The sequence below is a fragment of the Acidocella aluminiidurans genome, from assembly GCF_055383125.1.
Map to the genome: position 1 here is coordinate 2621164 of NZ_AP031589.1, position 21471 is coordinate 2642634.

17 protein-coding genes are annotated in these 21471 nt (G+C 64.5%); 8 read left to right on the plus strand and 9 right to left on the minus strand.

Going from position 1 to position 21471, the window contains the following annotated elements; genetic code table 11:
- Position 1: 1 nt before the first annotated feature.
- On the minus strand, positions 2-1729 hold the full coding sequence (locus ACZ46S_RS13045; RefSeq protein WP_464062060.1) for an FAD-dependent oxidoreductase: 1728 nt from the start codon (positions 1727-1729) through the stop codon (positions 2-4).
- A 319-nt stretch (positions 1730-2048) separates the two neighbouring features.
- Between ACZ46S_RS13045 and ACZ46S_RS13050 the strand changes: the two genes are divergently transcribed.
- The 5 genes from ACZ46S_RS13050 to ACZ46S_RS13070 all read left to right on the plus strand — a co-directional run bounded on the left by ACZ46S_RS13050 (position 2049) and on the right by ACZ46S_RS13070 (position 8999).
- Positions 2049-3299 (plus strand): ABC transporter substrate-binding protein, encoded by a 1251-nt coding sequence (locus tag ACZ46S_RS13050; protein ID WP_464062061.1) that lies wholly within the window; start codon positions 2049-2051, stop codon positions 3297-3299.
- A gap of 19 nt (positions 3300-3318) precedes the next feature.
- Positions 3319-4188 (plus strand): branched-chain amino acid ABC transporter permease, encoded by an 870-nt coding sequence (locus ACZ46S_RS13055; protein ID WP_295740000.1) that lies wholly within the window; start codon positions 3319-3321, stop codon positions 4186-4188.
- Positions 4185-6686: a branched-chain amino acid ABC transporter ATP-binding protein/permease gene (locus ACZ46S_RS13060; RefSeq protein ID WP_464062062.1), complete on the plus strand. Its 2502-nt coding sequence runs from the start codon at positions 4185-4187 to the stop codon at positions 6684-6686. The genes ACZ46S_RS13055 and ACZ46S_RS13060 overlap by 4 nt, the downstream gene beginning before the upstream one ends.
- A 113-nt stretch (positions 6687-6799) precedes the next feature.
- A complete protein-coding gene (locus ACZ46S_RS13065) occupies positions 6800-8083 on the plus strand; it encodes a carbohydrate porin (RefSeq protein ID WP_295740007.1) in 1284 nt (427 codons plus the stop codon).
- A 61-nt stretch (positions 8084-8144) separates the two neighbouring features.
- Positions 8145-8999 (plus strand): sugar phosphate isomerase/epimerase family protein, encoded by an 855-nt coding sequence (locus ACZ46S_RS13070; protein ID WP_464062063.1) that lies wholly within the window; start codon positions 8145-8147, stop codon positions 8997-8999.
- A 47-nt stretch (positions 9000-9046) separates the two neighbouring features.
- Here ACZ46S_RS13070 and ACZ46S_RS13075 read toward each other — a convergent pair whose 3' ends face one another.
- Positions 9047-10366 (minus strand): MFS transporter, encoded by a 1320-nt coding sequence (locus ACZ46S_RS13075; RefSeq protein ID WP_295740013.1) that lies wholly within the window; start codon positions 10364-10366, stop codon positions 9047-9049.
- Positions 10367-10423: 57 nt separating this feature from the next.
- Entirely contained in the window at positions 10424-11308 is an 885-nt protein-coding gene (locus ACZ46S_RS13080) for a shikimate dehydrogenase (protein WP_464062064.1), read from the minus strand.
- A gap of 211 nt (positions 11309-11519) precedes the next feature.
- On the opposite strand from ACZ46S_RS13080, the gene ACZ46S_RS13085 reads away from it, so the two are divergent.
- On the plus strand, positions 11520-13391 hold the full coding sequence (locus tag ACZ46S_RS13085; RefSeq protein ID WP_464064287.1) for a bifunctional sugar phosphate isomerase/epimerase/4-hydroxyphenylpyruvate dioxygenase family protein: 1872 nt from the start codon (positions 11520-11522) through the stop codon (positions 13389-13391).
- Here ACZ46S_RS13085 and ACZ46S_RS13090 read toward each other — a convergent pair.
- From ACZ46S_RS13090 to ACZ46S_RS13115, 6 genes are all read right to left on the minus strand, one after another.
- Positions 13368-14039 carry a TetR family transcriptional regulator gene (locus ACZ46S_RS13090; RefSeq protein ID WP_464062065.1) on the minus strand — a complete coding sequence of 224 codons (672 nt, stop codon included), beginning with the start codon at positions 14037-14039 and terminating at the stop codon, positions 13368-13370. The genes ACZ46S_RS13085 and ACZ46S_RS13090 overlap by 24 nt on opposite strands.
- Positions 14040-14160: 121 nt before the next feature.
- Positions 14161-15255 (minus strand): branched-chain amino acid aminotransferase, encoded by a 1095-nt coding sequence (locus ACZ46S_RS13095; RefSeq protein WP_464062066.1) that lies wholly within the window; start codon positions 15253-15255, stop codon positions 14161-14163.
- A gap of 186 nt (positions 15256-15441) precedes the next feature.
- Entirely contained in the window at positions 15442-16221 is a 780-nt protein-coding gene (locus ACZ46S_RS13100) for a creatininase (RefSeq protein WP_464062067.1), read from the minus strand.
- A gap of 41 nt (positions 16222-16262) precedes the next feature.
- The gene (locus ACZ46S_RS13105) at positions 16263-16949 is read right to left on the minus strand and encodes an SDR family NAD(P)-dependent oxidoreductase (protein ID WP_295740029.1); all 687 of its coding nucleotides are present in this window, start codon (positions 16947-16949) and stop codon (positions 16263-16265) included.
- 15 nt (positions 16950-16964) lie between these two features.
- Positions 16965-17750 carry a hypothetical protein gene (locus tag ACZ46S_RS13110; RefSeq protein ID WP_464062068.1) on the minus strand — a complete coding sequence of 262 codons (786 nt, stop codon included), beginning with the start codon at positions 17748-17750 and terminating at the stop codon, positions 16965-16967.
- A 121-nt stretch (positions 17751-17871) separates the two neighbouring features.
- Positions 17872-18810 (minus strand): LysR family transcriptional regulator, encoded by a 939-nt coding sequence (locus ACZ46S_RS13115; RefSeq protein ID WP_464062069.1) that lies wholly within the window; start codon positions 18808-18810, stop codon positions 17872-17874.
- Between the two features lie 251 nt (positions 18811-19061).
- Between ACZ46S_RS13115 and ACZ46S_RS13120 the strand changes: the two genes are divergently transcribed.
- Together ACZ46S_RS13120 and ACZ46S_RS13125 are read left to right on the plus strand one after the other, a co-directional pair.
- Complete coding sequence (locus ACZ46S_RS13120; protein ID WP_464062070.1) at positions 19062-20192, plus strand: fatty acid desaturase; 1131 nt, start codon at positions 19062-19064, stop codon at positions 20190-20192.
- The gene (locus tag ACZ46S_RS13125) at positions 20140-21453 is read left to right on the plus strand and encodes an NtaA/DmoA family FMN-dependent monooxygenase (protein ID WP_464062071.1); all 1314 of its coding nucleotides are present in this window, start codon (positions 20140-20142) and stop codon (positions 21451-21453) included. The genes ACZ46S_RS13120 and ACZ46S_RS13125 overlap by 53 nt, the downstream gene beginning before the upstream one ends.
- Positions 21454-21471 lie beyond the last annotated feature (18 nt).

The window sequence follows — 21471 nt, forward strand, 5'->3', positions numbered from 1 at the left end:
TCTAACTTTCCTGATGATCGGCGATGAAATGCGCGGCGAGCCAGCCGAAGGTCATCGCCGGGCCGAGGGTGATGCCGCCGCTGGGATAATGCCCGCCCATGATGCTCGACATGTCGTTGCCGGCCGCGAACAGGCCGGGGACCGGCTGGCCGGCCGCATCCAGCACGCGGGCATGCTCGTCCGTGTTCAGCCCGGCGAAGGTGCCCAGGCTGCCGGGGACGATTTTCACCGCATAGAAAGGCGGTGTGGCGATGGCGGCGAGGCAGGGGTTGGGGCCGATCCGCGCATCGCCGCCGGCGCGCTGGAACGGGGTGCCGCCACGGCCGAAGGCACGGTCCTCACCGCTGGCGGCATCCGCGTTATGGGCGGCGATGCTGTCCGCCAGGGACGGCGCATCGATGCCGCAGGCGGCGGCGAGGGCGGCCAGGCTGTTGCCGCGCTTGAGATAGCCGCTGCGCAGATAAAAGCCTTTTGGCACCGGAAACGGTTTCACCGCGCCCAGCCCGTAGCGATGCAGAAACCGGGAATCACAGATCAGCCACGCCTCCACGCTCTGGCCGGGCGGGGTGGCGGCGAACAAGGCGCGCATGAAATCATGATAGGGCCCGGCCTCGTTGACGAAGCGCCGGCCATCGGCGGTGACGGCGATGAGGCCCGGCTTGGCGCGGTCGATCAGATGCGGATACCGGCCGACGCTGCCATCGCGCCGCGGCGGCAGGGAGACCGGCGCCCAGGCGCCGGCATCCGCGAGATCCGCGCGGACCTGCCCGCCCGCCTGTTCGCCAAGCCGCAAGCCCGCCCCGTTATTCTCCACCGGCGCCGCCGAGGTGTGCGGGGTGCCGGCGCGGACATGGCCGAACAATGTTTGCTGGCGCAGCGCATCATGCGGAAAGCCGCCCGTGGCGAGAATCACCGCCCGGCGGGCGCGGATGGCGCGGGGGCCGTGCGGCGTGTTGAAGAGCGCGCCCGCGACCCGGCCTTGTTCGATGATCAGGCGCTGGGCTTCAAGATTTTCATACAGGCCGATCTCAAGATCCGCCGCCGTGCGCAGCAGCCGCGCCGCCAGGGCGTTGCCGTTGACCAGCTGCATGCCGCGCCCATGACGCAGGCGCTGCGCCAGATGCCGGCCGAGGCGCCGGGCCACATGCAGGAAGGAGGCGAATTTTCGGGTGGCGTGCAGGAAATGATAGAGATCCGCGCCGGCGGCGATGCCCATGCCGCACAGCGTCGTCTCCGGGATCGGCCGGCGCAGACGGGGCAAAAGCGGCCCCAGTTCGCGGCCATCATAAGGGGCGGCGACCATGGAGCGCCCGCCCTTCACGGCGCCGGGCAGATGGCCGTGAAAATCCGGCACCGACATGCCGGGCAGGAATTTCACCGCGGTCTGGCCGGCGAAAAACGCCGCCATGCGCGGTGCGGCGCGCAGATAGCTGTCGATCTTGCGGTCGTCATACCGGTTGCCCAGCACCGCGCGCAGATAAAGCCGGGGCGCATCCTCGGGCTCCTCGAAGCCGTCGGCGCGGACGGCTGGATTATGCGGCACCCAGAGCCAGCCGCCGGAATAGGCCGTGGTGCCGCCAAATTGCGGCGCCTTTTCCGCGACCAGCACCCGCAGCCCGCGCGAAGCGGCGGTGATGGCGGCGGCGAGCCCGGCGGCGCCGGAGCCGATCACCAGCACATCCACCTGCGCGGGCAGGGGCGGCGATAGATGGGCGGATGTCTGCTGCATGTCTCCTCGATCCGGCCCACAATGAACCTTACGTTTAATTATTTAATGGCCTAGTATCAGGTTATAATCTGGAATACAATTCCAATTTAGCGGCGATCATGAACGATGAAACTGAGGTGAGGCGAAATTCTCTGTTGTAATCTGGTTCCCTCCTGTGATACGGGCGAGGAAGGGTTAAACAATAAGCAATCAACGCAAAGGGAGCGCGCCGAAAAATAACTAAACAGGTGTTACATAAAATGGGCTGAAAGCCCGATCATCCGCTGACCAAAGACGATTTAGTACAAACCATAAAGCAATAAAATCAAGCGAGGGAACCATGGACCAAGACCAGATTCAGCCTGTTTTCACCACCGGCCGCCGCCGCCTGCTGGGGGCCGCCGCCGGGGTCGCGACGGGCTGCGCGCTGGCGATGCCGCATATCGCGCGTGCCGCCGCGCCGATCCGCATTGGCCTGTTGCAGGCGAAGGAAGGCTCCATCGCGGTGCAGGCGGAATATCTGCAGCGGGGTACATTCCTGGCGCTGGAACAGATGAACAATCAGCTGCTGGGCCAGCCGGCGGAGATTGTGTGGGTGGACGAACCCTCCGCCCAGGGTGCCGCGCAAAATGCGTTGCAGCTGATCCAGCAAAATAATGTCGTGGCATTGCTGGGCGGGTCGCTGAGCTCCAACGCGCTGGCGGAGGAGGCTGTTGCCGGGCAGCATAAGATTCCCTTCATGATCAATAACGCCGCGGCGGAGGAGATCACCGGCGCGAAATGCAATCCCTACACGTTCCGGCTGCAGCCGCCGGTGCCGGTGCAGGCGGCGGCGATGCTGCCTTACCTGCAAAGCATAGGCAAACGCTGGTACTTCCTGACCTCCGCCTACGCATTCGGGCAGGATATCGCGGCCTCCTTCAAGACGCTTCTCAAGGGCATCGGCGGGACGGTCGTCGGCGATGATTCGGTGCCGGTGGGCAGCAGCGATTTCAGCTCCTATATTCTGAAAATCCGCGAGGCGAAGCCGGATCTGGTCATTGGCGGGCTGACCTCGGCGGATCTGTCGAATTTCCTGAAACAATGGAAGCAGTTCGGCCTGGCGGACAAGATCCCGTTCACGGAAATCGCGGTGGGCGATACCGATCTCTGGGCCGTGGGCAAAAACAATGTCGCCGGAACCTACACGACGCTGTGGTATTACAACGATCCGAACAACTCGCCCGCCGACAAGGCGTTCGCCGCCGCCTTCCAGAAAAAATACGGCAAGCCCGCCGCCGACAAGGCCTGGATGGGCTGGTATTCGGCGAAGATCATGTTCGAGGCGATCAACAAGGCCGGCTCCACCGACCCTGACGCGATCGTTCATGCCCTGCAGAACTGGCAGGAACAGGATGGCGGCATCACCGTGCATTTCGATAAATGGAACAACCAGCTGGTGCATCGCTTCCTGGTTGTCGGGGTGAAAAAGAACATCCCCGACGATTACGATTATTTCGATGTTCTGCGGTCGATTCCGGACTCCGACGCGGCGGCGCAAAAGGCCTTCGGCACCGCGGCCGACAGTGCCTGCCACATGACGCCGCTTTAAGGCCGAGGGAGCTGGCGCCATGCTCGATATGATGATCATGCAGGCCGGAAACGGCCTCGCATTGGGGTTTCTGTACGTTCTTATCGCCCTCGGGCTGTCGATTATTTTTGGATTGCTCGGAATCGTCAATTTCGCGCATGGCGTGTTCTTTGCCCTGGGCGCGTATTTTTCGCTCACCCTGTTCAATCTGATGGGCTGGTGGGGCGTGCCCTTGGCGCTGGCGATCGTCTGCGTCATCGGCATGATCACCGAAGTTCTGCTGATTCGCAGGCTCTACGACAAAGAGCCGCTGGTGAGCCTGATCGTCACCTTCGCGCTGGCATTGCTGGCGCAGGCGGTCATTCGCGCGGTGTGGGGCGCGCAGGGGCAGCCTTTCAACGCGCCGGGCTGGCTGAATGGCGTGATCATCGCCGGGCCATTCATCATCGCCAGCTATCGCATCGCGATCATGGTCTGCGCGGTGGTGATTTTGCTGGCCTTCTGGGCGTTCATGAATTTCACCCCGTTCGGGCGGGTGCTGCGCGCCGGCTCGCGCGATCCGCAGATGGTGCAGCTGCTGGGCATCAATCTGCCGCACGTGCTCACCGGCACCTTCGGGTTGGGATGTCTGCTGGCGGCGATTGCGGGTTTGCTGGCCGCGCCGATCTGGACGGTGGCGCCGACAATGGGCACGGATGCGATCATGCCGGCCTTCGTGGTGGTGACAATCGGCGGGCTTGGCTCCTATGCCGGGGCCATCGTCGCCGGGCTGGCGGTGGGGCTGGTGCAGGCCTTGACCATACAATTCATGCCGGATGCCTCGACCGCGGCGATGTACGTGCTGATGGCGATCATATTGTTGCTGCGTCCGCGCGGCCTGTTCGGCGAGCAATGGGAGCGTTTTGAATGAACGCCGCGATGAAACATCCTGTCTTGATTCTGACCGCGGTGCTGGTGGTGCTGGGCATCGCGGCACCCAGCCTGGGCATGCCGCTGAGCAAGCTGACCGAGATCGTGATCTATGTTCTCTACGGGCTCGGCGTGAATATGCTGGTGGGCTATACCGGGCTGGTGCCGTTCGGCGCCTCCGTGTTCTTTGGCTGCTCCACCTACTTCGTCGCGATCTTCATGCTGCGCACGGGGGGCAATGAGGTCGTGGCGCTGGGCGTCGCGGTGCTGGGCTCTCTGCTGCTGGCTTTGTTGCTGGGGCTTTTGATTTTACGTCGGCGCGGCCTGTATTTTTCGCTGCTGACTCTGGCGGCCTCGCAGATCGCCTTCGAGGTGGCGTTCAAATGGACGGCGCTGACGGGCGGTGAGAACGGCTTGCAGGGCGTCTCGCTGAGCCTGCTCACCACGCCGCTGCGGCTTTATCTGTTCACCGCGGGGGTCGCGGTGGCCGTGGCCTGGGGGCTGTGGCGGCTCGCCCATGCGCCATTCGGGCGGGCCTTGCAGGCGTTGCGCGACAATGAGCAGCGCATGTCCTGCCTGGGCTATAACACCGCGCATCTGAAACTTTCCGCCTTCTGCCTGTGCGGCGCGGTGGTGGGGCTGGCCGGCGGCTTGCTGGCGCTGCTGCTGCAGGGCGCCTACGCGGATAATCTCGGCTGGGAACATGCCGGCGATGCGCTGCTGATGACGGTGCTGGGCGGGGTGCATCAATTTCTCGGCCCGCTTTGGGGAGCGATCGCGTTCGTCACCTTGCAGGACCGGCTCTCGCTGTTCACCGCCAATTGGTGGCTGATTTTCGCGCCGATCATCATGGGCTTCGCGTTGGCGTCGCCGGAAGGCATTCAGGGTCTGGCGCAACGTCTGCTGGGCCGGCAGAGCTGGACGCTGACCCGCAACCAAATCCCCAACCGCCCGGATGTGATCGCGCCCTACCAGCCGCGTGTGAAGCAGATGGATCTGAGCCAGCCGGTGCTGACGGTGCGCAACCTCACCAACCGCTTCGGCTCGCTCTACACCGCGCGCAATATCGATCTCGACGTGATGCCCTGCCAGCTGCACAGCTTCATCGGGCCCAACGGCGCCGGCAAGACGACGTTTTTCAATCTGCTCACCGGCCTGCTGCAGCCGACAGAAGGGCGCATCAGCCTGGCCGGGCGCGATATCACCCGGTTGAAGCCCTATCAGCGTGTGCGGCTGGGGCTCAGCCGGTCGTTTCAGATTGTCAGCGTGTTCAAGAATCTGACCGCGTTCGAGAATGTGCGCATCGCCGTGCAGCGCCGCCACAAGCCGCGTTTCGCGCAGCTGCTGGCGGATGCCTACCGGATGGACCAGGTGAATGCGCGCACCTGGACGCTGCTGGCCGCGGTGGGGCTGGAGCAGCGGGCGGCGGAGCAGTGCGTCAACCTCTCGCATGGCGAACAGCGTCTGCTCGAAATCGCGATTTCGCTGGCGACAGATGCCAGTTTGCTGTTGCTGGATGAGCCCCTGGCCGGGTTGGCGCAGGCCGACCGGCAGGTGGTGGGCGCGTTGATCCGGCGTCTGGCGGAAGCGCATGCGGTGCTGCTGATCGAGCATGACATGGACCGGGTGCTGACATTGTCTGATCGCATCACGGTTCTGCACCAGGGCGCCTTGATCGCCGATGGCAAGCCGGCGGATGTGGCGGCGAACCCGGCGGTGATCAGCGCCTATCTCGGGGCTGAGCGGGAGGCGGCGCAGGAGGTGCACGCGCCGGAGCTGCGTGCGCCCGGCAAACCGGTTCTGGAGGTGAAGGCCCTCACCGCCGGCTATGCCGGCAGCGTGATCATCGACAAGGTCAGCTTTACGCTGCGCGAAGGCGAGGCGCTGGCGATTCTGGGGCGCAATGGCGTGGGCAAGACCACGACACTGAAAAGCCTGATGGGCGCTGTGGAGATTTCCGGCGGTGAGGTGCTGCTGGATGGTCAGGCGATCACCGGCCGCAAGCCTTTTGAGATCAACCGGCGCGGCATTTCGCTGGTTCCGGAGGGGCGCAGGCTGTTTCCTAATCTCACCGTGCTGGAAAATCTGCGCCTGGCGACGCGCCCGGGTGGCGCCACGCTCGATGAGGTCTACGCGCTGTTTCCGAAGTTGCAGATCCTGTCGAAGTCCCGCGCCTCGTCGCTCTCCGGTGGCGAGCGGCAGATGGTGGCGGTGGCGCGCGCGCTGATGGTGCCGAGCCGTGTCATTCTGCTTGACGAGCCGTTTGAGGGTCTGGCGCCCGCGGTGGTCAAGGAGGTGATGGAGGCGGTGGTGAAGCTGCGCCGCAAAGCCAGCCTGATCATCGTCGAGCATCACGCGGAATCTGTGCTCTCGATCGTGGATCGCGCGGTGGTGCTGGTGAATGGCGAGGTGGCGTATGACGGCACGGCGCAGGCACTGGCCGCTGACGAAGCCTTGCAGGCGAAACTGCTCGGCGTGGTGAATCCCGAAGCCGCTTAGCGCAAGGCGGGGTCACACCCGTCCGCGTTGAGTATGTTTTGGCGAGACCGGATGCGGGCCACGCATCCGGAAGGTGGGACTCGTCCCTCAATAATCCAATAACAGGAGGTTTTATGAAGAAGACATATCTACGGCAGGCCATTCTGAGCGGCGTGGCGAGCCTGAGCTTCGCCGCGGCGGCGCATGCCCAAACCACGACGCAGGACAATTTCCTCAACAGCCTGCTCACCCGCAAGACCATGACCGGCGACTGGAATGGCGGTCGCACCCGGCTGAAAGAGGCTGGCCTGACCTTCAAGGGTTTCTATGACGGCAATTTCGCCGATGCGGTGTCCGGCGGCAAGCGCACCGGCAATGGCTATGCGCAGCAGCTGGGCATCGGCGTGGATGCCGATATGGGCAAGCTGTTTGGGCTTGAGGGCGGCACGTTGAGCGTTGGCTTCAACCAGCGTCAGGGGCGTTCGGTGAGTTCGGATTTCATCGGCAACAGGCTCGCCGTGCAGGAAGTCTATGGCGCCGGCGAGACGCTGCGCGTCACCGAACTCTCCTATACGCAGAATTTCGCGCACGGGCTCGTGCAGACCAAGGCCGGCTTCTATCCGATGGGCAATGATTTCGCCGGCATCGAGGATGGCTGCGACTTCATGAATGTCGGCTTCTGTGCGCATGCGCAGAATCTGCCGGCCTCCTCCGGCTGGTCCGATTACCCGACCGGCAAATGGGGCGGGCGCATCAAGCTTTCGCCGACGCCAGCACTCTACATCGAAACCGGAATCTATGATGTGAATCCGGGCTATTATCAGAAGAATAACGGGCTGAAGGTCAGCACTTCCGGCTCCACGGGCGCGCTGATCCCGCTTGAGGCCGGCTACAAGGTCAATCTCGGCGGCCTGCCCGGCTTGTATAAGGTCGGCGCCTATTACGACACCAGCGATGCCGCCTCGGTCACCAACGCTTCCGACATGCAAAGCGGGCGCTATGGTTTTTATGCCATCGCCAACCAGATGCTGGTGAGCTTCGGCGGGCCGAAGCGCGGGCTGATCGCGATCGGCATGGTCTCTTATTCCGATCCCTCCACGGCGCTGTTCCAGGGCTCCGTGCTGGGCGGGTTGATCGCGCAAGGGCCCTTTGCCGGACGGCCGCAGGATTTCATCGATGTCGGCTATGTCCGCGCCATCCTGAACAAGCGCGTGGTGGATGCGAAGGAAGCCGCGAACGCGACGCTGACCAATCTTTCCACCGGCGAGGGCGTGCTTGAAATCGGCTATGGCTTCCAGGCGACGCCCTGGCTGCAGATCCATCCCAATGTGCAATATGTGATGGATCCGGGGACCTTCTCCTACAAGCACATCCCCAATGCCTGGGCCTTCGGGTTGCAGGTCAAAGCCACACTCTGAACCAACATCTCCGCCGCCCTTTGCAAAAAGGGCGGTTTTTTCTTGGATGTGAGGCAATGCGATGAAGCCGGCGATCGATTTCTACTGTTATCACCGTTATTTCGGCGAGATCTATCGTGGGCTGGAACAGGATCCTGGCGATCGCATCACGCTGGATGAGGCGCTGCAACGCGCGGTCTCGCTCGGCGTTGCCGGGGTCTCCATCGAAACCTGCTTTCTGCCGGGATTCAGCCTGGCCGATGCGCGGGCGCTGGGGCGCAAACTGGACCGGCTGGGGCTGGAGCGGATCTGGGCCTGGGGGCATCTCTCGGGGCTGGGCTCTGGCGGCGCGCCGGAACGCTTGGCGGATTTGCGGGATCATATCGAGATCGCGGCGCGCGTGGGGGCCAGGGTGATGCGCATCTGCTGCGGCAGCCGCCTGACGCGCCCGGCGGAATGGTCCCGCCACAAGGCCGCGCTGCTGCCCTTGCTGCATGAGGCGGTGGCACAGGCGCGGGCGCATGAGGTTGTGCTGGCGATCGAGAATCACATCGATTTTCTCGCCGATGAGCTGGTGGAGCTGATCGAGACGATCGGCTCGCCCTGGCTGGGGGTCTGTCTGGATACGGCGAATACTCTGCGCATGCTGGAAGACCCGCTGCAGGCGGCGCTGAAGCTGGCACCTTATGCCCGGGCGACGCATGTGAAGGATGTGAGGGCGCGGGCGGGAGATCCGCGCAGCTTCGCCTTCTGGCCCAGCGTGCCGCTCGGGCAGGGGCTGATCGATCTGCCGGCGATATTCGCGGCGCTGCGTGCGCAGGGCTATGATGGGCTGCTGGCGCTGGAGATCGACTATCTCGATCCGGCCTACACGAGCGAGGAGCAGGCGATGGCGCAGAGCCTGGATTATATGCGCGGGCTGCTCGCGCGCGCATGAAAAAGGGCCGGCCATATGCTGGCCGGCCCTGTTGAGCTGTGCCCGAATCAGTCGCGATGCGCGAGCACGATCGGCTTCAGCTCGCCGATGCCGAAAATCCAGGCCAGCGCGCCAACCAACGCCACCAGGCCGACGAACACCAGCGCGCCGACGAAGGAGCCGGTATCCTGCACGATGAAGCCGATGACGATGGGAATGACGATGCCGGAGAGATTGGCGGCGGCGGAGAACAGCCCGCCCAGCAGGCCGAGCTTGCCGACCGGCGCGATTTCCGAGAGCACCGACCAGCCGGAGGAAGACATCGCCTGGCAGAAAAAGGCGAAGGAGAGGATGGCGATGACCAGAGTGTCCGACTGCACGTAATTGCAGGCGATGATGGTGGAAGCGCCGAGCAGCCCCATGATCACCGGCAGCTTGCGCGCCAGCCCCAGCTTGGCGCCGCGGGCCAGCATGAAGTCCGACAGCACGCCGGCGAAGAGAATGCCGAAGAAGCCGGCGATGTAGGGCAGCGAGGCGAAGAACCCAACCTTGATCCAGCCCATGTGCCGCGCCGTGGCGAGGTAGGTGGGGAACCAGGTGAGGAAGAAGATGAAGGTGGAATAGACCGCGAACTGACCGATCAGCAGCCCCCAGACCTGGCGGTGGCGCAGCATTTCGCCCATATCCGCCCATTTGAATTTGGAACCGGAGACGCCCTTGCCGGTGAGCCCGCCGCCGGCGGCGATATGCTCCAGCTCCGCCGCGCCGACGCTCTCGCTCTCCTGCGGATCACGATATTTCAGAATCCAGACGGCGCCGACCAGCAGCCCGGCGAGGCCGGTGATGATGAACAGGGACTGCCAGCCATAGCTCTTCAGCAGCCAGAACAGCCCCGGCGTGAGAAAGCCCAGCCCGACATATTCCGCCGCGGTATAGACGCCGATGGCCCGCGCGCGCTCCTTGCGCGGAAACCACATGCCGACGATGTTGCTGTTCGCCGGAAAGCAGGGCGCTTCCGAAAACCCAAGGCCCACGCGCAGACCGATGAAACCCGCCACCGAGGAGGCAAAGCCCTGCGCCAGCGTGAACAGCGACCAGAAGGTCAGCGCCAGGAAATAGATGATGCGGTTGCCGAAGCGGTCCAGCATGATCCCCACCGGCACCTGGGCGATGAAATAGCTCCAAGAGAAGGCGGAAAACACGATGCCCATCAGCGCCGCGTCGATATGCATTTCGCCGCGGATGCTGGGGGCGGCGATGCCGAGAATGGCGCGGTCGAGATAATTCACCAGCACGGCGGCGCAGACCAGCGCCAGCATGAAGAAGCGGACCTTGCCGACGCGCGTGGCGCCGGCGGCGCGCGCCCCGGTTGTGGTGATGTCGGACATTATGAACTCCCTAGATTCGGACGATTTTATAAAGGTTTTGGCAAGGCCTTGCGAGCCTCAGCCGGCGAAGCTGGCCAGCATGCGTTCGGCATCGGGTTCGCGGCCGGTGAACAGGCGGAAGGCGGCCACGGCCTGGAACACCGCCATGCCGCCGCCATCGCTCACCTGGCAACCCAGGGCGCGGGCGGCTTGCACCAGAGCGGTCTCCAGCGGGAAATACACGATCTCCGCCACCCACAGGCTGGGGCGCAGCAATTCGGCGGCCAGCGGCAGGCCCGGATGCGCCGCCATGCCCATCGGCGTGCAATTGACCAGCCCGGTGGCGCTGCGCAGCGGCGCATCCGGGGTGAGGGCGGCTTCGATGGTCACACCCGGAAAGAGCGGCGCATAGCGCGCGGCCAGGGCCTCGGCGCGGGACAGGTCGGCATCGATGAGGGTGAGTTTTTTCGCCCCCAGCTTCAGCAGCGCGTAGGCCACCGCGCTGCCGGCACCGCCGGCGCCGATCTGCACGGCATGCGCCATATCGGCATCGCCGAGGCGGCGGCGGAAGCTTTCGGAAAAGCCCGACCAGTCGGTATTATGGCCGATGCGCCGGCCCGCGCGGAACAGCACGGTGTTGACCGCCCCCAGCGCCCGCGCATCGGGGGAGAGCTCGCTCAGCAGCGGGATGATCGCCTGCTTGCAGGGATGGGTGACATTGACCCCGGCATAGCCCGCCGCCTCGATCTCGGCGAGCAGCCGGGGCAGGTCCGCGACCGACAGGTTGCGTTCATGCAGGTCGAACAGGTCGTAGCGGATGTTCAGCCCCTGCGCTTGCCCTTCCTGCATGTGCAGGCGCGGGGTGCGCGAGGGGCCGATACCCTCGCCGATCAGCCCCAGCAGCGTCTGGCCGGTGGATGTCGCGGGTTTGATGGCGGTGACGGCCGGGGAGAGATGAACCATGTATGTTATGACCCAAGCGAGTAACAGCGTCGGCGACGCTGCCAGAGTAGGAGAGCGTGAAAAAAGACGCTAATCTAGCCGTGACGACCAATGACCAGCCTCTGCTGGATTTTTAGTAACTAACCAAATAGAACATTTCAAGCAGTTTTTTTCCGCCCCGGGTCGCGGATGATGATATATAATGCCGGTAAGGAGGGGGTACGCCTTGAATATGTTACAGACGCAACCGAAATCCATCGCCACCGTGTCACTGTCTGGTACATTATCGGATAAGCTGGAGGCGGCCGCGGCCGCCGGGTTCGAGGGCGTGGAAATCTTCGAGGCGGATCTTCTGGCCTTCGATGGCACGCCGCGCGATGTCCGCCGCATGGCCGAGGATCTCGGCTTGGCGATTTTCATGTTTCAACCCTTCCGCGATTTCGAGGGCATGGGCGCGGCACAGCTCCGGCGCAACCTGGACCGCGCGGCCCGCAAATTCGATGTGATGGCCGAGCTGGGCACGGATCTGCTGCTGCTCTGCTCGAATGTGCAACCGCATGCGGCGGGCAATCCGGCGGCGCTGACGGCGGAGCTGGCCGAGCTGGCGGAGCATGCCGGAAGGCGCGGGATGCGCATTGCCTATGAGGCGCTGGCCTGGGGGACGCATGTGAAATTCTGGCGCCAGGCATGGGATCTGGTGCAGCGCGTCAGCCATCCGGCGCTCGGCCTGGCGCTGGACAGTTTTCACACCCTCTCGCTCGGGGATTCGCTGGCCGGGATCGAGCGTGTGCCGGGCGAGAAGATCTTTTTCATCCAGCTCGCCGATGCGCCGAAGCTCTCGCTGGATGTGCTTTCCTGGAGCCGGCATTACCGCAATTTCCCCGGCCAGGGTGATTTCGACGTCGCCGGCTTTACCCGCGCGGCGCTGGATGCCGGGTATAAAGGGCCGCTCAGCCTGGAAATCTTCAACGATAATTTCCGCGCCGGCCCAACCCGGCCGACCGCGCTGGATGGGCTGCGCTCGCTGATCTGGGTGGAGGCCGAGGCCGGGCGCACGCAGCTGCCCCGCCCGCCGGAGCTGGGCGGCGTCGCCTTCATCGAATTCGCGGTGGATCACAGCGCCGGCGTGGCGCTTGGCGCCTATTTGAAGGCGATGGGTTTCACCCGGGCTGGCCAGCATCGCTCGAAAGCGGTGGAGCTTTACCGGCTGGGCGGGGTGAATATCGTGCTCAATGCCGAACCGGACAGCGCCGCCTCCGAGCATTTCGTGCTGCACGGGCCCTCGGTCTGCGCCCTGGCGCTGCAGGTCGATGACGTGCAGGCGACCCTGGCGCGAGCGCAGGCGCTGCTCTGCCCGACCTGGACGGAGCGTACCGGCCCTGGCGAGCATCGCATTCCCGCCGTGCGCGAACCGGATGGGACCTTGCTCTATCTGGTCGACGAGGCGGCGTCGCGGCAGATGTGGCAGGATGATTTCGACCTTGCCCCGGCGCCGGAGGAGGCGGCGGCGGTGCGGATCGATCATGTTGCCCAGGCGCTCAATCCGGGCTCGATGGATCGCTTCATCCTGTTCTATCGCACCTTGTTCAACCTGGTGGCGGAGCCGACCATCGAATATGCCGACCGTTTCGGCCTGGTGCGCTCGCGGACGATGAAAAATGCCAGCGGCAGCGTGCGTATACCGCTGAACATTTCGGAGAGCCCCTCCACCGAAACCGCGCGCTTTGTCGCCGCGGCGGCCGGGGCGGGGGTGCATCACATCGCGCTGGCGATCGGCAATGTCGAGCAGGCGGCGGCGCAGGCGGCCAATTCCGGTCTGGCGCCGGTGCCGATTCCGCTGAATTATTACGAGGATCTGCAGGCGCGCTTCGGGCTGGAGGAGGACCGGCTGCGGCAGATGCACGCGCATGGCGTGCTGTATGACCGCGATGCGGGCGGTGAGTTCTGGCACGCCTACCTGCCGCATTTCCAGGGGCGGTTTTTCTTCGAGCTGGTGGAGCGCCACGGTTATGAAGGCTATGGCGCCAGCAACGCGCCGATCCGTCTGGCGGCGATGGCGCGGCGGCTGGCGGTCAGTGAGTCAGCCGGGGTTGGTCATCAATAGCAGGATGGAATCCGCGATATGGCGGCGATGGCGCTCACGCGTTTGCGGGGCGCCGAAATCGATGCTGAACAGCGTGCCGAAGGTCGCGCGGTTGGAGACGCGGTAGAATGACAGCGCGCTGATCATCATGTGCAGCTCGCGCGGTTCGATCTGGCGCTTGAACACCCCCGCCTCGTAGCCGCGCTGCAGAATGTCGCTCAGCACCTCGATCGCCGGGCTGTTGGTGCGGCGCAGATCCGGCGCGTCCTTGATATGCGCCCCGTTATGGATGTTCTCGATCATCACCAGCCGGACGAATTCCGGATGCGCGTCATGATAATCGAAATTGAATTCAACCAGCCGGCGCAAGGCGGTTTCAGGATCGAGCTTGTCGAGCTTCATGCCGGATTCGATCTCGCGGATGCCGGCATAGGCGCGCTCCAGCACCGCGGTGTAGAGCCCCTCCTTGCTCTCGAAATAATAATAGATCATCCGCTTGGTGGTGGAGGTCCGCGCCGCGATCGCATCGACTCGCGCGCCGGAGAGCCCGTATTTGGCAAATTCATCGGCGGCGGCGTTGAGGATATCCTGCCGCGTGCGCTCCGGGTCGCGCGTTCTGGTGCTGGGCGCCGGTGTTTCGGCCAACGCCGCAGGGTTGTCTTTGGTCATGTCCCGCCTTGCCAATCGGATAGGGTTAGCGATCTATCATGACCCTGCCAGGGGGCAAAGACCATTGCGGGGCGATGGGCGGCCTGCTGAAGCCGCGCCACGCCAAGCAAACCCAATCACACTAGCCGACGCGATGCACCCAGCCATACGGGTCTTCGCTCTGGCCGCGCTGGATCTGCACCAGCCTGTCCTTCAGCGATTTGGTGGTGGCGCCGGCATGGGCGCCATCGCCGATCACCACCTCGCCGCCGGAGAATTTGAACTTGCCGATCGGCGTGACCACCGCGGCGGTGCCGCAGGCGAAGGCCTCGCGCAGCCGGCCGCTGGCGGCATCCTCGCGCAGCTGCTGGAAGGAATAGGCCTCCTCGCGCACGCGCAGCCCGGCGGCGCCGGCCAGGGTGATCAGCGAATTGCGGGTGATGCCGGGCAGGATGGTGCCGCCCAGCGGCGGGGTGAGCAGGGAGCCGTCCTCGAACACGAACATCATGTTCATGCCGCCCATTTCCTCCAGCCAGCGATGCTCGGCCGCATCCAGGAAGGCGACCTGGTCGCAGCCCTGGGCGCTGGCCTCGGCCTGCGCCAGCAGGCTGGCGGCGTAGTTGCCGCCGCATTTCGCGGCCCCGGTGCCGCCGGTGGCCGCACGGCTGTAATGTTCGCTCACCCAGACGGAGACCGCCTCGGCGCCGCCTTTGAAATAGCCGCCGACCGGGCAGGCGATGACCGCGTACATGAAGGTTTTCGACGGCCGCACGCCCAGAAACGCCTCATTGGCGAACATGAAGGGGCGCAGATAGAGGCTCTTGGTGGGATCGTTGGGCACCCAGTCCCGGTCGGCGCGGATCAGCTGCTCGATCGACTCAACGAACAGATCGCTGGGCAGGCTCGGCATCGCCAGGCGCTCGGCGGAGTCCTGGAAGCGCTTGGCATTCGCCGTCGGGCGGAACATCGCGATCTCGCCGGAGGGGAGGCGATAGGCTTTCAGCCCTTCGAAAATCTCCTGCGCATAATGCAGCACCGCCGCCGCCGGATGCAGGGTGATCGCCTCGCGCGCCTGGATCCTCGCATCGTGCCAGCCCACGCCCTGGGTGTATTCGATCACCGCCATATGGTCGGTGAAGGAGGTCCCGAAGCCGGGATTTTCCAGCACCGCGGCGCGCTCGGCCGCCGGCAGAGGCGCGGCGTTTGGAATATGTGCAAAGCTGATACCAGAGTTCACGATACGATCTTTCGTTATTCACCCACTGAAAGCAGGTTTGTAATAAAGCAGCCTTCCCGTGAAGACAGTCGCCGTCATGGCTGCCTTGTTGAGAAGAGAGATCTTGGGGCACGCGCCCAGGCCCGGACCGCCGCGCCCGGCCATTCCTTACCCCGAAGCTCTGCCTGCCGAAAGCCGTTGCGTGTCTCAGAAGCCCAGCTTGAACCCGGCGCGGACCGCTTCACTGATCAGGCGGACATGATCATCCATCAGGCATTGGCCGATCTGCGCGCTGGCGCCGCGCGCATCCGCCAGCACGCCGCTTGCGCGCAGATAGCCGGGCGGCGGCGGGTGGATGTCGTAGGGCGGAAATTGCGCGCGGCCTTCCTGCGGGATTTTCTCCACCGCCACCAGATCCGGGCGCAGCAGCATCATCAGCGAGGTTTCGATCAGGCTGGCATGTTCCAGCTCGGTGCCGGGGAAGCCGTCCGGGAAAATCCTGTCCAGCGTCGCGGGCTCGACGAAATCCCAATATTCCAGACGCATCGCGGTGACATCGCGGATGCCTTCGGCACGCAGATCGCGCAGCGCCAGATCCAGCCCCTCCACCGAGGGCCAGCCATTCTCGAAATGCCCGTTGAGGATGACGAAGCGCCGCGCCCCGTGCAGCCCCATATCGCGGATGACATCGCGGATGGTGTGGCTGAAGGTGGCGGCATCCAGGCTGGCGGTGCCGGGGAAGCTCTGCCCGCCGCCGGAGCGGGGCATGGATTTATAGCCGTAATTCAGCGTCGGCGCGACCAGCCCGCCGAGCTGCCGGGCGACGCGTTCGGCGACAGCTGTCGGCAAGATCACATCGACATTCAGCGGCAGATGCGGCCCGTGCTGCTCGGTGGCGCCAAGCGGCAGGAAGATGATGGCGCCAGCCTGGATCCTGGCCTCCCATTCCGGCCAGGACAATTCCGCCATGAACACGCTTTCAACCATTCAAAAGGCTCCTTGCAGGCTGTGATGAGAGGGGGCGGATTTCAATGCATCGCGGCGCCGCCATCGGCGCTGTAGCACTGGCCGGTGACGAAGCTGGCGGCTTGGCTGGCGAGAAACAGGATCACCGCGGCGACCTCTTCCGGCCGGCCGATCCGCCCGAGCGGGTTGCCGGTCTCCAGCGCCTGCAGCGCCGGGCTCATTGCCGCGAAATTCAGCAAGGGTGTGTCGATCGGCCCAGGAGCGACGGCGTTCACCCGGATATCCGGCCCCAGCTCGCGTGCCCAGGAGCGGGTCAGCCCCAGCATCGCCGCCTTGGTGGCGCAATAGCCGGAGGCTTCGGCGCGGCCCAGAAAGGCCAGCTCCGAGGCGAGATTGATGATCGACCCGCCCTTGGCGAGATGCGGCAGCGCGGCGGCGGCCACCAGCATCGGCCCGCGCAGATTGACGGCGACCATCCGGTCCAGCCGCGCCAGATCCAGCGCCGCCAGCGGGGCGTCATATTCCACCCCGGCGGCGTTCACCAGCACATCGAACCCGCCCAGCCGCGCGGCGGCCGCCGCTACCGCCGCCGCCACCGCGTCTGGCGAGGTGATGTCGGCTTCCACCCAGGGCACGTCCGCCGGCGGTTGGGCGATATCCAGCCCGATCACCGCATCCCCGGCGGCCAGAAAGGCGCGTGACGTGGCCAGGCCGATGCCGCTGGCCGCGCCGGTGACTAGCGCGCGCATCGGCGCCCGATGGTGTTAGAGCGTTGCAAACGCATCGATCTGCCCTTCCTCATGGGTGATCTCCCACACCGCGCCATCGACCAGCAACCGGCCCGGGCGGTCGAAGGACATGCGCAACCGCTGTCCCTCCCGCCAGGGCAGGGTCGAGGCGTTGATCTCCCAGCCCGAAGCCGTGCCGCGCGAAATCTCGCAATCCAGCAGCGCCTGCCGGGCCTTGGCATCCGCCGCGCCGGCCAGGCAGGCCGCCAGGCTGGGGGCGGAAAGGCGGATGCCCGGCGCCCGGCCCCGCGCCAGCATGAAAACCGGCCCGGTGCGCACCAGAATCGCCGCCTGCCCGGTTTGCGCCACACGCAGCCGCAGCGCCGCGCAAGGGTGGTTCGGCTGCGGCGCCGCGCGCCAATGTTCCAGATAGGGGCTGTGCAGCCCGGTCTCGACCAGGGTTTCGCCCGCCCAGGAGAGCATGCCCTCATCCGGTGTCGGCCCGGGCGGCTGGTAGTCGATCTCGCGCCGCCAGGCGGCGCGGTTTTCTGCCACCTGGAAGCTGCCGGCAAAGCCCTGCTGGTGGGCCAGCCAGGTTTCGGCCGCGACGGAGAGCTGCGCGAAGCCTTGCACATGGCAAAAGGCGGGGCGCGCGGCGGGCTGGCGCAGATCCACGAACAGTTCGGGCCCCTGCAGCCAGGAGACCGCGCTGCTCACATCGCGCTGCCCATCCGCCCCCACCAGGAGCGAGCGTGTCCATAGACCATGCCAGTGCGGGCGCGTGCGCGGCGCGGCCGAAACGGATCTATCGCACGCTGCCATTCTGCCTCCGCCTTGAGCCGCCATCGAAGCCGGAAGCTTAGGCAAGCCGCGCGTGCGGCAAAAAGGACGATTTCGGGAAGCGTACTTGACTGAAACGGCAACAGAGCGGGCCGCTACAAGCCTAGCTGCCCATTGCCAGCTCATATTCGCGGGCCAGCTCGGCCAGGAAATTGCGCGAGGCCGGAGAGACATGGCCGCGCGCCCGGGTGGCCAGTTCGAATTCCACCAGATAGCCGAACCGGGCCGGCAGCACCGGGCGCAGCGGCAAGCCGAAGCGGGTGGCGCGGACATAATGGTCCGGCAGATAGCCGATATAGCGGCCGGTGAGCACCAGCAGCGCCACCCCCTCGACATCATTGGCGGTGGCGCTGCGCACCAGGCCGCTGGCGAGCTGCCGGGCCTCGTCCTGCTCGGCATAGCTGCGCCCGACCACTTCGCAGCCCATCAGCAATTCCGTCGGCACCTCGTCCGGGCAATAGCGATAGAGCGGATGCGGCTCGGCGCAGTAGAGATTATTCTGCTCCGCATAGAGAAACCGGTAGGTCAGCCCCGGCAAGCGCTGGCGCACGGACACGATGGCGGCGTGCAGCCGCTCCTCCAGCAGCGCCTTTTCCAGCAGGTTCGGCGGATCGACGCTGATATTGATCTGCACCCGCGGCGCCCGCCTTTTCGCGGTGGCCAGAACCTGCGGCAGGCGGAAATGCGGATCGGTGATCAGCGTATCGATGATGCCGAGATTGAGCTCGCCGCCGATTTCGGTGTGGATATTGTTCATCCGCTCGCGGAACCCGTCCAGCGCGCCGAGCAGCTGGCGGGTCTCGACCAGCACCGAACGCCCTTGATCGGTCAGCGCGAACCCGCCGCGCCCGCGCCGGCATAAGGTCACCCCCAGACGGGTTTCCAGCGCTTTCAACTGCTTGGAAATGGTCGACAGCCCGACCTGCAGCTCCGCCTCCGCCGCGGTGAAGCCGCCCGCCTCGGCGACCGTAGCAAACAGCCGCAGCAGGCGAAGATCGACATCACCAAGATTGCCGCTGAAGGGGGCGGAGGGGCGGGACATTCTTTCCTGATACGGAAAGTAAATGGGCATATCAAGCTATGTACGAGCCGGATTTCAGTAGATACGAATAGAAAATAGTCATTTTGTAGAATGGCCGCGTGGATATCTCGGCCGTCATCGAATGAAAAGAACAAAAATAGTGCAAATGAGTGTTGTTTAGCCGTTTTGGTCATTCCTCGTCAGGAGATCAGCATGAATGATGCCCGCCGACCGGCCCGCCATGCCGCCACGTCCCCGCGCGGTGCTTTGGCATGAGCCAGACCCGTTTGTTCCGCTACCAAGGCGGCGCGTTCTATAATGGCGCCGGCATTTTTTATGCCTTCGCCGCTTATGCAAGCGGGCTGGTGCTGATCACCCGCGCCAGCCTGGCGCTCAATCTGCTGGGCACGCTGCTGCTGGCGCATGGCCTCGTGATCTGCGCCTATTTCATCCATGAGTGCGCGCATGGGGCGGTGTTCAGCAAAATGCGCCACAATGACCGGGCGGGCGAAGTGATGGCCTGGATCACCGGCGCCTGTTTTGCCTCCTATAGCGGGCTGAAGGAAAAACATCTGCGCCACCATGCCGACAGGATGGATGTGGCGGCCTTCGATTACCGGGATATTCTCAAGCGCGCGCCAGGCTGGGTGCGGGCGGCCGTGCTGGGGCTGGAATGGGCCTATATTCCGGCGGTTGAGCTGCTGATGCATGGCATGGTCATCATCACCCAATATCGCGGCACGCAAGCCATGCGCCGGCGCGCCAGCCTGCTGCTGCTCTCACGGCTGCTGTTCTTTGCCGCGCTGGCCTGGGCCTCGCCCTGGTCATTGGCGTTCTATGCCATCGCCTATCTGCTGATGCTGCAGGTGCTGCGTTTCATGGATGCCTACCAGCATACATTCGATGTTTATGTGCCGCACTCCAGCTCCTCCCCGATGATCGAAAAAAATCGTGACCGGGCTTATGAGCATGAGAATACTTACAGCAATATCCTGTCGCTCTCGCATCCGCTGCTCAATCTGCTGACGCTGAATTTCGCCTACCATAACGCGCATCACGCCCGCCCCGCCGTGCCCTGGCACGCGCTGCCGGCGCTGCATGAGACGCTGTATGGCGCGGATACAACCCAGGTGCTGACGGCGCGCCAGCTTTTCGGCAGCTATCACCGCAACCGGGTCAAACGCGTGCTGTCCCCCGATTATGGCGAGGTGCATGCGAACGGCGACCGCGCGCATGATTTTCTGGGGCGGTTGGGGTGTCGTTTCTCACCGCCATTTGAAGCGGACGATCAGCTTTTCATTGCAAGCCGCGCGATCCGATCTGTCCTGACGGGCGCGGCGAAGGAGCCTTATGGATACGAAAAAATTTCATCTCGGCTGGTTCATGAATTTCACCCCGGATGAATGGCGAGAGCCGTTTGGCCAAGGTGGGATGCCATGGGATGGGCAGTTTTATATCGAGATGGCGCAGACGCTGGAGCGCGCCTGCTTCGACTACATCATGATCGAAGACAAGCTGATGGTCTCGGAGACCTATGGCGGTTCACGGGAAAAAGGCCTGCGCGGCGGGGTGATGGCGCCCAAGCACGATCCGGCGCCGCTGGCGGTGGCGATGGGCATGGCCACGCGGCATCTCGGCGTGATCGCCACCATGTCCACCCTCGCCTACCCGCCCTTTTTGATGGCGCGGCTGGCCTCCACCATCGACAGCCTGACCCGCGGGCGGTTCGGCTGGAATGTGGTGACCAGCGCGGAAGATCTCGCCGCGCAGAATTTCGGCCTGGATAAATTGCCGCCGCGTGAGCTGCGCTATGAGATGGCCGAGGAATATATGGAGGTGATGGGCAAGCTCTTCGGCAGCTGGGAGGAGGGGGCCGTGCTGCGCGACCGCGCGCGCGGCATCTATGCCGATCACGAGAAGGTGCATCCGATCAATCATGAAGGAAAATTCTTCAAGGTTCGCGGCCCGCTGAATACCGTGCGCTCCCCGCAGGGGCGCCCGGTTTATCTGCAGGCCGGGGCCTCGCCGCGCGGGCGGGATTTCGCCGCCAAGCACGCGGACTCGATCGTCTCCGTCGCCAACGGGGTTGAATCGATGAAGGCGTTTCGCGACGATATTCGTGCCCGCGCGACGGCGATGGGGCGTGACCCTGACAGCATCAAGGTGATGTTCTGCGTCACCCCGGCACTGGGTGAGACCGAACAGGATGCGCGCGAGCGGCTGCGGCGCCAGCTCAGCGCGCCGCATTTCATCGACGACATGCTGGCCTCGATCTCGGCGATCACGGATATCGATTTCGCGCAATTCCCGCTCGATGAAAAGCTGCCGGGCAAGCTGACGACCAATGGCGAGCAAGGCTCGCTCGATAAATTCCAGCAATGGGGATCGGGCAAGACATTGCGCGAACTGGTTTTGGATGGCGCCGGCGGCATGGTCTCCTCGGTGGAGCTGATCGGCACGCCGCAATCCGTCGCGCTGCGGATGCGCGAGGTGATGGAAGAGGTCGGCGGCGACGGGTTTTTGATCACCACGCCGGTTTTGCGCGTCGGCCGGCGCTATCTCGTGGAAGTGGCGGACGGGCTGGTCCCGGAGCTGCAGCGCCTGGGCTGCGTGCGCACCGCCTACAAGCACCAGCTGCTCCGCGACAATCTTCTCGAATTCTAAACAGTCTGGCATCGTTCT